This window comes from Kitasatospora sp. NPDC051164, assembly GCF_044455625.1.
Classification (GTDB): Bacteria; Actinomycetota; Actinomycetes; order Streptomycetales; family Streptomycetaceae; genus Kitasatospora.
Window position 1 is genome coordinate 497619 of the sequence record NZ_JBITFB010000002.1, and the last position, 11419, is coordinate 509037.

At 73.7% G+C, this 11419-nt stretch carries 13 protein-coding genes; all 13 read right to left on the reverse strand.

Annotated elements, in window-relative coordinates:
* Positions 1–64: 64 nt before the first annotated feature.
* Positions 65–1000: a dihydrodipicolinate synthase family protein gene (locus tag ACIBEC_RS04820; protein ID WP_396287734.1), complete on the reverse strand. Its 936-nt coding sequence runs from the start codon at positions 998–1000 to the stop codon at positions 65–67.
* A gap of 62 nt (positions 1001–1062) precedes the next feature.
* Positions 1063–2499, reverse strand: a complete 1437-nt coding sequence (locus ACIBEC_RS04825) for an NAD(P)/FAD-dependent oxidoreductase (protein WP_396287735.1) — start codon at positions 2497–2499, stop codon at positions 1063–1065.
* Complete coding sequence (locus ACIBEC_RS04830) at positions 2480–2830, reverse strand: (2Fe-2S)-binding protein (RefSeq protein WP_360498278.1); 351 nt, start codon at positions 2828–2830, stop codon at positions 2480–2482. The genes ACIBEC_RS04825 and ACIBEC_RS04830 overlap by 20 nt, the downstream gene beginning before the upstream one ends.
* A 79-nt stretch (positions 2831–2909) precedes the next feature.
* Complete coding sequence (locus tag ACIBEC_RS04835; RefSeq protein WP_360498276.1) at positions 2910–4070, reverse strand: FAD-dependent oxidoreductase; 1161 nt, start codon at positions 4068–4070, stop codon at positions 2910–2912.
* Between the two features lie 166 nt (positions 4071–4236).
* Entirely contained in the window at positions 4237–5130 is an 894-nt protein-coding gene (tatC, locus tag ACIBEC_RS04840) for a twin-arginine translocase subunit TatC (protein ID WP_360498523.1), read from the reverse strand.
* A gap of 149 nt (positions 5131–5279) precedes the next feature.
* Positions 5280–5588, reverse strand: a complete 309-nt coding sequence (gene tatA, locus ACIBEC_RS04845; protein WP_360498274.1) for a Sec-independent protein translocase subunit TatA — start codon at positions 5586–5588, stop codon at positions 5280–5282.
* Between the two features lie 208 nt (positions 5589–5796).
* Positions 5797–5976, reverse strand: coding sequence for a hypothetical protein (locus ACIBEC_RS04850; protein WP_360498272.1), 180 nt, complete (start codon positions 5974–5976; stop codon positions 5797–5799).
* 21 nt (positions 5977–5997) lie between these two features.
* Complete coding sequence (locus tag ACIBEC_RS04855) at positions 5998–6228, reverse strand: hypothetical protein (RefSeq protein WP_360498270.1); 231 nt, start codon at positions 6226–6228, stop codon at positions 5998–6000.
* A gap of 3 nt (positions 6229–6231) precedes the next feature.
* Positions 6232–7188: a WYL domain-containing protein gene (locus ACIBEC_RS04860; protein ID WP_360498268.1), complete on the reverse strand. Its 957-nt coding sequence runs from the start codon at positions 7186–7188 to the stop codon at positions 6232–6234.
* A complete protein-coding gene (locus ACIBEC_RS04865) occupies positions 7185–8156 on the reverse strand; it encodes a WYL domain-containing protein (protein WP_360498266.1) in 972 nt (323 codons plus the stop codon). Before ACIBEC_RS04865 ends, ACIBEC_RS04860 begins: the two co-directional genes overlap by 4 nt.
* Before the next feature lie 199 nt (positions 8157–8355).
* The gene (locus ACIBEC_RS04870; RefSeq protein WP_360498264.1) at positions 8356–8739 is read right to left on the reverse strand and encodes an FKBP-type peptidyl-prolyl cis-trans isomerase; all 384 of its coding nucleotides are present in this window, start codon (positions 8737–8739) and stop codon (positions 8356–8358) included.
* Between the two features lie 73 nt (positions 8740–8812).
* On the reverse strand, positions 8813–10126 hold the full coding sequence (locus ACIBEC_RS04875; protein ID WP_360498262.1) for an FKBP-type peptidyl-prolyl cis-trans isomerase: 1314 nt from the start codon (positions 10124–10126) through the stop codon (positions 8813–8815).
* 202 nt (positions 10127–10328) lie between these two features.
* Positions 10329–11318, reverse strand: a complete 990-nt coding sequence (locus ACIBEC_RS04880; RefSeq protein WP_360498260.1) for an FKBP-type peptidyl-prolyl cis-trans isomerase — start codon at positions 11316–11318, stop codon at positions 10329–10331.
* Between the last annotated feature and the right edge of the window lie 101 nt (positions 11319–11419).

Sequence of the window (11419 nt, forward strand, 5' to 3'; positions counted from 1 at the left end):
GGGGCCTGGCCGGCTGCCCCCGCAGCCGGCCGGGAAGTCCGGGGTCACCGGACCGAGGGCAGCCTCAGGCGAGGCCCTCGGCGAGCGCCTTCTCGGTGGCCGCGCGCACGGCCGCCTCGACCTCCGGGGTGAGCGGCTGGCGCGGGGCCCGGACCGGACCGCCGGGGCGCCCGGCGAGGTCCATGGAGAGCTTGATGGCCTGGACGAACTCGGTCTTGGAGTCCCAGCGCAGCAGCGAGTGCAGCGACTTGTACAGCGGCAGCGCGGTCTCCAGGTCGTGCTTGACGGCGGCGCCGTAGAGCGCCACGGAGGCCTCCGGCAGCGCGTTCGGGTAGCCGGCGATCCAGCCGACCGCGCCGGCCAGCGCCAGCTCCAGCAGCACGTCGTCGGCGCCGATCAGCAGGTCCAGCCCGGGGGCCAGCTCGGCGATCTCGTACGCCCGGCGGACGTCCCCGCTGAACTCCTTGACCGCGACGATCGAGCCCTCGCCGTGCAGCTGGGCGAGCAGCGCGGGGACGAGGTCCACCTTGGTGTCGATCGGGTTGTTGTACGCGACGATCGGCAGGCCCGCCTTGGCGACCTCGGCGTAGTGCGCGCGCACCGAGGCGTGGTCGGCCCGGTAGGCGTTCGGCGGCAGCAGCAGGACGGAGCCGGCGCCGGCCTCGGCGGCCTGTTCGGCCCAGCGGCGGGACTCGGCGCTGCCGTACGCGGCCACACCGGGCATGACCCGCGAGCCGTCGCCGGCCGCCTCGACGGCCACCTCGACGACCCGGGCGCGCTCCTCGGCGGTGAGCGTCTGGTACTCGCCGAGCGAGCCGTTGGGGACGACGCCCTCGCAACCGGAGTCGATCAGCCAGCGGACGTGCTCGGCGTACGCGTCGTAGTCGACGGAGTGGTCCGGGCGCAGCGGGATCGTGGTGGCGACCATGATGCCGCGCCAGGGACGGGTGGTGTCGTGCGGGGTGATGGACACGGTGAACTCCTTGGTGAGGTGTGACATTTTATAAGAGCGGACAGGCCGGAGACAAGGTCCCCGGCCCGTCACGTTCGGCAACGGGCCCGTTACGACTCCGGGGAGGGCCCCGCCGCCAACTGCGAGAGCGGCACCGGGCAGCCCAGCGGCCGTCGGTCCGGTCCGGGCTCACCCGAGCCGGCCAGGCAGGCCACGGCCGGACCGCACATCCGCCCCTGGCACCAGCCCATCCCGGCCCGGGTGAGCAGCTTGACGGTGCGCGGATCGCCCGCGCCCAGCTCGTCCACGGCCTCCCGGATCGCCGCGACCGGCACCTCCTCGCACCGGCAGACGTCGGTGTCCGGGCGCAGCCACCCGGTCCAGCCGGGGCCCGGCCGGTGGGCGGCGGCCATCAGCTCGGCGAAGGCCCGCAGCCGCGAGCGGCGGCGCAGCAGCGCGGCCGTCGGCAGCGCCCCGGCCACCGCGTACGCGGCCAGCTCGCCCTCGGCGAGCGCGAGGTCGGCGCCGCCGACGCCGTTGGTCTCCCCCGCCGACCAGAGGCCGGGCACGCTGGTGCGCAGCCGGGCGTCGACCGACAGCGCGACCGCGCCGTCCGGCCCGGTCCGGGTCCGTGCGCCCAGCTCGGTGGCCAGGTCGATCTGCGGCAGCAGGCCGTGGCCGACGGCTAGGGCGTCGCAGTCGATCCGCCGCTCGGTGCCGGGCACCGGCCGCCACTCGGCGTCCAGCCGGGCCACCGTGACGCCGGTGACCCGGTCCGTCCCGTGCGCCTCGACCACCGCGCTGCGCGGGCGCAGCCGGACACCGTGCCGCAGCAGCGCGCCGCCGTGCCCGGCGCCCTCGACCAGCTTGCCGGGGACGCCCGCCAGCACGCCCGGCCGCCGCGCGTACCCGAGGTAGGCGGTGGCCTCGACCACCGCGGGCACCTCGGCCCCGGCGGTGACCAGCGAGGACGCCGCCGCGAGCAGCAGCGGCCCGCTGCCGGCGACCACGATCCGCCGCCCGGGCAGCACCAGCCCGGCCTTGAGCATCGCCTGCGCGCCGCCCGCGGTGACCACCCCGGGCAGGGTCCAGCCGGGGAACGGCAGCTGCCGCTCGTACGCGCCGGTGGCGAGCAGCACCGACCGGCACCGGACGGTGGCCCGGTCGCTGCTCTCGGGCCCGCGGGTGACGTGCGCCGCGAAGCCGTCCCCGGAGCGCTCCAGCGCCCAGACCTGGTGCCCGGCCCGGAAGGCGGCCCTCCCAGCCCGTTCGTGGGCGGCGAGCCGGTCGGCCAGGCCGGTGTAGGCGGACCAGTGGTGGTGCAGCCGGTCCGGCCGGGCCGCGCCGAGGCCGGGCGCCGGGTGGCGGTAGTACTGCCCGCCGGTGTGCTGCCCGCCGTCCAGCAGGACGCAGCGCAGCCCGAGGTCGGCGGCGGTGACGGCGGCGGCGAGCCCGGCCGGGCCGGCCCCGACCACCGCGAGGTCGAACGGCAGGGGGTCGAACAGCGAGGGGTCGAACGACGAGGAGTCAGACGGCGAGGTCGGCACGGCCGTGGCCCTCCTGGGTGGTGACGGTGGTGCCGGGCTCGGCGGGGAGCAGGCAGGTGCGCTGGTTGGGTCGGCCGTCCACGGTGGCCAGGCAGTCGAAGCAGCTGCCGATCCCGCAGAACGCCCCGCGCGGCTTCCCGCCGACCCGGGTGGTGCGCCAGGCGAGCACGCCGTCGGCCCAGAGCGCGGCGGCGATCGACTGCCCGGGCAGCGCGGGGACGGGCCGCCCGTCGAACTTGATGTGGTGGGCGGGCCCGGGCTCGGCCTCGACCAGCCCGGCGGGGGTGCGGCGGCGCATCGGCGGCTTCTCCAATCCAGGACGGAATCTCATGCGGGACGGAATCTCCTACGGGCCCGAGCTATGCGGAGCCCCGAGCTACGCGGGGCCCCGAGCTCACGCGGGGTCGGTCTCAGACCGCCGGGAACCGGTCCGCGCGGAACGGCGCGAGGTCCAGCTCCGGCTGCTTCCCGGTGAGCTGTTCGCTGATCAGCAGCCCGGTCGCCGGGGCCAGCCCGATGCCGGCCCCCTCGTGCCCGCAGGCGTGGTAGAGCCCGGGCACCCGGGAATCCGCGCCGATGGCCGGCAGGTGGTCCGGCAGGTACGGGCGGAAGCCCCGGTAGGCGCGCAGCACGGCGACGTCGGCGAGCAGCGGGAAGAGTTCCGCCGCCTGGCCGGCCAGGCGGCGCAGCACTTCCTGGGAGAGCGTGCGGTCGAAGCCGACCCGCTCCCGGCTGGCGCCGATCAGCACCGGTCCGCCCGGGGTGCCCTCGATCACTGCGGAGGTCTCCAGCCCGGCCGATCCGCTGGCCACGTTGGCCACGTAGTCGGCGGCGTAGACCTTGTGTCGGACGACCCGCGGCAGCGGCTCGGTGACCAGGACGAAGCCGCGCCGGGGCATCACCGGCAGGTGCACTCCGGCCAGCGCGGCCAGTTCGCCGCCCCAGGTGCCGGCCGCGTTCACCACGGCGGGCGCGGACAGTCGGCGGCGGTCGGTCCGTACGCCGCGCACGGCGCCGTCCGGCCCCCGGTCGACGGCGGTCACGGTCTCCCCGGTGATCAGCTCGGCGCCGGCCCGGCGGGCCTCGCGCAGCAGGTGGGCGGCGGCCAGGGCGGGCTGGACCTGGGCGTCCTGCGGGTAGTGGAAGCCGCCGGCCAGGCCGGGGGCGAGGTGCGGTTCCAGTTCTCGCAGCCGCTCGCCGGGCACCTCCTCGGCGACCACTCCGACGGCGCGCTGCCCGGCGGCGAAGGCCCGCAGCGCGTCCTGTCCGGCGGCGGTGGAGGCGACCACCACGCCGCCCTTGGGCTCGTACTCGACGGCCGCGCCGAGGTCCTCGGCGAGCTCGCCCCAGAGCCGGGTGCTGAGCAGGGCGAGGTCGAGTTCGGGCCCGGGCTCCTTGTCGGAGACCAGCAGGTTGCCCTCGCCCGCGCCGGTGGTGCCGCCGGCCACCGGCCCGCGGTCCACGACGGCGACGGCGAGCCCGGCGCGGGCGGCGTAGTAGGCGCAGGCGGCGCCGACCACACCGGCGCCGACCACGACGACATCCAGGGGAGGTCTCTCGGTCTTCAGCACGTCAGTAATATGTCACATGCCATCCACCCTGCCAAGACCGCGCGGCCGAAACCCCCGCTAGCGCCCGGCCGGCACCCGGAAGGCCCCGGAGAGGGCCCCGACCAGCGGAAAGCCCCGGCGCACCGCTCGCGAGCGACGGGCCGGGGCTCCCTCAGGACAGGTCGGCTCAGGTGATGTCGTCCATCTGCTCGTGGCGCGCGGCCGGCACCGGGGCGGCGGTGGCCGCCGGAGCCGCCGAGGCCTCGACGGTCTCCGCACCGGCCACCGGCTGGACGGTGAGGTCCAGGTGCGAGGCCTCCTCGTCGTCCAGCCCGGCGTCCGGGTTGCGGCGCGCCTTCCGCCGGTCGTTGAGCAGCGAGATGGTGACCGCGAGGAAGTACAGCGCCCAGATCGGCGCGGCCAGCAGCAGCATGCTGAACGGGTCGGCACCCGGCGTGGCGAACGCGGCGAACACGGTGATGCCCATGACCATCCCGCGCCACCAGCTGAGCAGCCGCTTGCCCGTCACGATGCCGACCTGGTTCAGCATCACCAGCAGCAGCGGGAACTCGAAGGCCAGGCCGAAGACCAGCACCATCCGGGTGGCGATGTCGAGGTAGTCCTCGGGCGGCAGGATCGGCGTGGTGTTGTTCGGCGTGAACGAGAGCAGCACGTCGACCGTGACCGGCAGCACCATGATCGCGGCGCCCACGCCGGCCAGGAAGAGCGGGGCCCCGCAGGCGATGAAGACGACCGCGTACTTCTTCTCGTGCCGGTGCAGGCCGGGCGCCACGAAGGCCCAGACCTGGTAGAGCCAGACCGGCACGGCCCCGACCACGCCGGCGGTCAGCGAGACCTTCAGCATCCAGGTGAAACCGGAGGTCAGACCGATGTTGGAAACGAGGGCGCACTTGCCGTGGAACTGGTCGGCGGTGTCCTTCGTGCAGCGCGGCAGCGGCTTCAGCAGGAAGTCCTCGAGCTGCTTGTGGTAGACCGCCGCGACGATCGTGATCACCAGGATGGCCAGGACCGACTTGACCACGCGGTTGCGCAGTTCCCGCAGATGGTCGGCGAGGGCCATCCGCCCCTCAGGGTCCTTCGACGCCTTGGACGCCGTCGGCGCCTTGGAGAGCTTGCTCAACCCCGGTCCTCACATCGTGCGTCGAGGCCCGCCGGTCGACGGGCCTCCATGGATAGTCGCGTGCGTCACGTGCGCGGTGTGCGCCGCGCTCAGTGCGGGCGGTCGCCGTCGGACGCCGACGGCTCGGCGCCGGGGTCCGCCACCGGACGGGCCGTGGCCGACGCGCCCGGAGCGGCCTGGACGGTCCTGACCGCGCCACCGTCCACCTGCCCGGGAGCAGCCGGCGCCGCCGGGGCGCTCCCCTCGGGCTCGCCGTCCGTGCGCATCGCCTTGGCCTCGCTCTTCAGGATCCGCAGCGACTGTCCCAGCGACCGCGCCAGCTCCGGCAGCCGCTTGGCTCCGAACAGCACGATGGCGAGGACCACGATCACCACGATCCCGGTCATCGAGATACGCATGCGCGACCACCTTCAGTCATGGCGGCCCGACGGGCCGTCCGCTGCGGATGGTAACCGCTGCGGATGACGCCACGACGACGGCCGCCCGAACAGGACAGCGACCCCCGGTACACGGTTTCAGGAGCCATCTGAGAGCGTAACCCGCCCCTGCCCGCGCGCAGCAGCCCCCGTACCGCCGACGCCCCGGCCGGGCCGGACCGCGGAGGCGCTACGACCGGCTCGGCACCGCGTCCGCCAGCTCTTCCGCCGCCGTGGCCAGCGCCCGCGAGGCGGTGTCCACGCCCTTGGCGAGCGCCCGCACGTCCAGCCACAGCCGGATCGCGAGGATCCCCAGGACCAGCAGGCCCGCGGTGGCGAGCAGGACGGCGGCGACGAGCATCCAGGACATGCGCCCCACCCTATACGGGCCCTACCCCTCGGCCGGGACGAGCCGCATGGTGCGGACCCCGGCCCCGACCAGCGCCTCGACGATCTTCTCCCCGGCCGGCTTGCGCACCGCCGCCCCGCACAGCGGGCAGCCGAAGCTGTAGTGCGCCTGGGCGGGGGTGCGACCGAGGGTGAGCCGAAACTCCTCGGCCGGGAGCTCCACCTTCTCCCGGCACTCCGAGCAGTACACCTTGAATCTGGTCCCGGGTTCCACCGCTCAGACCTGCCCCTCCCCGTAGGCGGCCAGCGCCTCCCGCGCGGCCGAGCGCGCCTGCTCGGCCAGTTCGGGCGGCGAGACGATCCGGCCGTCCCGGCCCAGCCGCAGCGCCAGCGGGCGCAGCTGGGAGGGGTCGGCGCTGCGCAGGGTGATCCGCAGCCCACCGTCGGGCAGTTCCTCGGCCCGGTCGTGGGTGTAGTACTCGGCCACCCAGCGCCCACCGGAGGAGACCTCGACGACCACCTCGGGGTCGTCCGCCGCCGGATTGACCAGCCCGCCGCTCAGGTCGCGCGGCTCGCGCCGGGGCGGGTCGGCCGGGACGTCCAGGACGCGGATCTCGGCGACCCGGTCCAGCCGGAACATCCGGTGGTCCTCGGAGGTGCGGCACCAGGCCTCGAGGTAGGTGTGGCCCTCGGTGAGCAGCCGGATCGGGTCGACCTCGCGCTCGGTCATCCCGCCGCGCCCGTGCGAGTAGTAGCGCAGCCAGAGCCGGCGGCCCTCGCTGAGCGCGCGGTCGATGTCGGCGAAGACGTGGCTCTCCGCCTCGAAGGTCACGCCGACCCGGGCGCTGCCCTCGGCGCTCTCCCCCGCCGCGTTCTCGATCTTGGCGACGGCCCGGGTGAGCGCCTCCCGGTCCCCGACCCGCAGCCCGGGCAGCCCGGCCACCGCGCGGGCGGCCACCAGCAGCGCGGTCGCCTCGTCGGCGGCCAGCCGCAGCGGCTGGGCCACGTCGTCGACGTTGTGCCACCAGATCCGCTCGCCGTCGGTGTCGATGTCGAGCAGGTCGCCGCCGCGGAAGCTGGTGCCGCACATCGGCAGCACGTTGAGGTCCCCGATCAGCTCGCGCTCGCTGATCCCGAAGGCCCGGGCCACCTCGGCGACCTCGGCCCCCGGCCGCTCACGCAGATAGGTGACCAGCGACAGCATCCGTCGCGTCTGGTCAATGGCGTTGCTCATGCGTCCACCTCGATACCCGCGACCGCCCGCAGCCGGTCGACCACATCCGCCCGCAGCTCCTCCGGCCCGAGCACCAGCACGTCCGGCCCGAACTCCGCCAGGTCGGCGCCCAGCCCGTTGCCGTACGGGATCTCCAGCTCGTCCCAGACCTCGTCCACCCGGGTGCTGTTCAGCGCCTTGGTGCGCAGCGGGAAGCCGGCGCCCCGGCGGACCCGGACGGTCGCGGTGGCGGTGGCGCCCTCCCCCGCGAACTTCGCCACGGTGGCCCGGACGTCCACGTGCCCGGGCACGGTGCCGAGGAAGGCCCCGTTCTTGGCCCGCACCTTGCCGGTGATCCGGCTGAGCCGGAACACCCGGGCGTCGCCGCGGTCGCGGTCGTACCCGGCCAGGTACCAGTGCCCGCGCCAGCACTCCAGCGCCCACGGCTCGACGCTGCGCTGCTCGACGGCGGCGGCGCCGGCCTTGCGGTACTCGAAGGTGACCGGACGGCGGTCCCGGGCGGCGGTGAGCAGCGGCTCGAACGCGGCCTCCCGGGCCGGGATGCGCGGCTCCAGGGCGGTACGGCCCTCGGGCTCGGCGAACGGCACCCCGGCCGCGCGCAGCTTCTGCAGCGCGCCGCTGGCCGCGCCGGACATCTTGGCCTGCTGCCAGACCCGGGCGGCCAGGGTCAGCGCGGCCGCCTCCTCGGCGTCCAGCGCGATCTCGGGCAGCCGGTTGCGGTCGGCGCGGGCCAGGTAGCCCAGCTCGCCGTCCAGGGCGCTCTCGTCGACGTCGATCACCAGGCCGAGCTCGCGCAGGTCGTCCTTGTCCCGCTCGAACATCCGGTTGAAGGCGTCCTCGCTGCTGCCCTGCCAGGCCTCGCGGTACGCCTCGATGGATTCCCGCAGCTCCTTCTTGGAGAGCGGACGTCTGGTGTTCATCAGGCACAGGGCGAGATTCATCAGCCGCTCTGCCTTGGCGATCGCCATCGCTGACCCTTCCGGTGTGCCGCGCCGCGCGCGGGGTGCGCCAACCGGGCGATCACCACCCGGCGGGACCGACCGTACCGGTAGCGGTACGCAGTGCAAAAGCGGCGTCCCACACCCGGTCCCGGAGCCGTGCCCGCCGGGCCCGGACATGCCCGTGGGCCGGGCCCCCGAAGGGGTCCGGCCCACGGCGCGAGCAGGCTCAGACAGCCAGCAGGTCGACCACGAAGATCAGGGTCGAGCCCTTCGGGATGAGCGGGGTCGGCGACTGGTCGCCGTAGGCCAGGTGCGACGGGATGGTCAGCTCGCGGCGACCGCCGACCTTCATGCCGACGACGCCCTGGTCCCAGCCCTTGATGACGCGGCCGGCACCCAGCGGGAAGCGGAACTCGTTCGGGCTCCGGTTCCAGCTGGCGTCGAACTCCTCGCCCGTCTCGAAGGTCACGCCGACGTAGCGGACGCTGACGTTCTGACCCTTCTTGGCCTCCGCGCCGTCACCGACGACGATGTCGCGGATCTGCAGCTCCGTCGGGGCGTCGCCGATCGGGAAGTCGATCTCGGGCTTCTCGTTGAGGTTGACGCTCACAGTCCCTCTTCTCACGTTTCGCGTTGCATTCCGACCCGAAGGTCACACTCCACCATTGTCACCCGAAAGTGGATCAGCCCTGACCGGCGTCCAGGATGTCCACCACGAAGACCAGCGTCGCGCCGGGCGGGATGTCGCCCTGGCCCTTGTCGCCGTAGCCCAGCGCCGCCGGAACCACCAGCTCGACGCGGCTGCCCACGGTCTGGCCCTCCAGGCCCTGGTCCCAGCCCGGGATGACCTGGCCGCCGCCGAGCGGGAAGGCGTACGCCTGGCCCTTGCCGAGCGAGGAGTCGAACATTTTGCCGTCCTTGAACAGCGCGCCGGTGTACTGGACGACGATCTTCTCGCCCTTCTCCACCTTCGGCCCGGTGCCCTTGATCAGGACGTGGCTCTTCAGCTCGGTCGGGTCCTTGGCACCGGCCACCGGCGTGATGTCGGCCGGCTTCTTGCCGTTGTCCTTGACCTGCGGGAAGTCCGCCGGCGGCGGGGTGACCGTGCCGCTGACCGTCGAGTCGGGCGCGTTGGCGTTGCGGATGTCGATCACGAAGATCAGGTTGTCCTTGGGCCCGATCGACATGTCGGCCTTGCCGTGGGAGCCGAACGCGGCGGCCGGCGGGGCCACCACCAGCAGCCGGCTGCCGGCCTTCTTCCCCATCACGGCCTGGTCCAGCGCCGGGATCAGCGAGTCGGTGCCCGCCTGGAAGATCTGCGGCTTGGCGTCCGCGTCGTACGAGCTCGGGATGTCCTTGCCGGTGTTCCAGTCCTTGGCGGTGTAGTCCACCGAGGTCCAGGAGTTCTTGTCCACCTTGGCGCCGGTGCCCTCGGAGAGCACCTTGACCACGAAGGTGCCGTCCGACGCCTCGCCCGGCACCTGGATGTCGGCCTTCTTGCCGAAGTCGCCGGTGACGGTCGGCAGCACCTTGGCGCTGTCCTTGATCGGCGGCACCGGCTCGGCGCTCGGCGTGGGCGGCGCGGTCTTGGCGGCGTCCGGCTGGGCGGCGTTGGTGTCCTTGCTGCCGTCCTTGTTGACCATGTACAGCGTCACGGCGCTGCCGGCCAGCAGAACGGCCAGCACCGTGCCGAGGATCACACCGAGCCGGCCGACGCCGGGCGGGTTCTCGTCGTACCCGGCCTCGGAGGTGTCGGCCTTGCGCACGTTGGAGGCGAAGATCTGCGGGGTGTCGTCGGTCTTGGTCCCGCCCGCGGCACGCGGCGCCTCGCCGGGCTGCGCCCAGCCGGCCTGCTGCTTCAGGATCGACGGCGGGACGACGATCGACTCGCCGTCCCCCGGAAGCGGGCCGCCGGGGCGAGAGGCGGCCGGGTCACCCGCAGAGCTGTCGTTCGCCGCGGTGCCGGCCCCGCCCGGGCTCGGCGTCTTCTCAGTCATGACTCCCCATCCATCTCGCCACAGGTCTTTCAGGTCTGCGCCCGGCGTGCTGAGCGCCGGCCTGCCGCCGCACGGCCCGCCCCCGACCTGGCGCCGGGCGGCGCCTGCCACAGCGCGAGGGCAGTATGACAGCTCAGGATGAGGGCGGACGCTTCGTTGTACGAGCGTCCGCCCAAGCGTACGGAATCTTCCGGGTGACTTCCTAGACCGCTTCCAGAATGTCGATCACGAAGACCAGCGTGGAGTTCGCCGGGACCGCGCCCTGCGGCTTGTCCTGGTACCCGAGCGCGGGCGGCACCACGAGCAGGACCCGGCTGCCCACGTTCTGCCCGACCAGGCCCTTGTCCCAGCCCTCGATCACACTGCCGGTGCCGATCTGCACCGCCTGCGCGCCGCCGTGCGTCCAGGAGGAGTCGAACTGCTGGCCGTTGCTCCACAGCACCCCGGTGTACTGCACCACCAGGGTCTGCCCGCTCTTGACCTGCTTGCCCTCGCCCTTGATCAGCACCGCCTGCTGTAGGTCGGTGGGCGCGGCCTGACCGGCCGGGATCGTGATCGTCACCGGCGCCTTGCCGTTGTCCTTGACCTGCGGCAGCGTCGCGGCCGGCTGGGTCATGTTCCCGGTGAGCGTGGAGTCCTGCGGCAGGCTCTCCATGATGTCCAGCACGAACACCACGGTGTCGTTCTTGTTGACGCCCAGCTGGCCGGAGCCCTGCTCGCCGAAGGCCGCCGCCGGCGGGGCCACCACCAGCAGCCGGGTGCCCACCTTCTTGCCGATCACGCTCTGGTCGAACGCCGGCACCAGTTGCCCGCTGCCCGCCTGGTAGAGCTGCGGCTTCCCGTTCGGGTCGTACGAACTGGGCAGGTCCTTGCCGGTAGTCCAGTCCTTCGCGGTGTAGTTGACCGTCACCCAGTCGCCCTTGTTGACGGTCGAGCGCTCGCCCTCGCTGACCGTGTTCACCACGAACTGGCCGCTGGGCTGCTGCCCCTCGGGGATGGTGATGGTGGCCTTGCTGCCGAATCCGCCCCCCGAAAGGGTGGGCATCGGCGACGCCTCGCCGACCGGCGCCGGCACCGTCGGGGCGGCGCTCGCTGCGGACGGCGTCGCCGGACCGGCCGCCTTGGGGGAACTGCTGCAGGCGACCGCCAGCAGCAACGGCAGGGTGAGAAGCAAACCGGCGTTGCGGCGCACGGTGGTCCTAACTGTCGGTCGAAGTCGGCTCTCCTGACTCGACGGACAGCGTATGCCCGGCATGCGTCCGGCCCCGGTAGACACCACCGGGGCCGGCCGCA

Bases quoted from the DNA above. Each gene is read 5' to 3' on its own strand.
- ACIBEC_RS04820 (WP_396287734.1), bottom strand. From the start codon at position 1,000: ATGTCACACCTCACCAAGGAGTTCACCGTGTCCATCACCCCGCACGAC.
- ACIBEC_RS04830 (WP_360498278.1), bottom strand. From the start codon at position 2,830: ATGAGATTCCGTCCTGGATTGGAGAAGCCGCCGATGCGCCGCCGCACC.
- tatC (WP_360498523.1), bottom strand. From the start codon at position 5,130: ATGGCCCTCGCCGACCATCTGCGGGAACTGCGCAACCGCGTGGTCAAG.
- tatA (WP_360498274.1), bottom strand. From the start codon at position 5,588: ATGCGTATCTCGATGACCGGGATCGTGGTGATCGTGGTCCTCGCCATC.
- ACIBEC_RS04850 (WP_360498272.1), bottom strand. From the start codon at position 5,976: ATGTCCTGGATGCTCGTCGCCGCCGTCCTGCTCGCCACCGCGGGCCTG.
- ACIBEC_RS04860 (WP_360498268.1), bottom strand. From the start codon at position 7,188: ATGAGCAACGCCATTGACCAGACGCGACGGATGCTGTCGCTGGTCACC.
- ACIBEC_RS04865 (WP_360498266.1), bottom strand. From the start codon at position 8,156: ATGGCGATCGCCAAGGCAGAGCGGCTGATGAATCTCGCCCTGTGCCTG.
- ACIBEC_RS04875 (WP_360498262.1), bottom strand. From the start codon at position 10,126: ATGACTGAGAAGACGCCGAGCCCGGGCGGGGCCGGCACCGCGGCGAAC.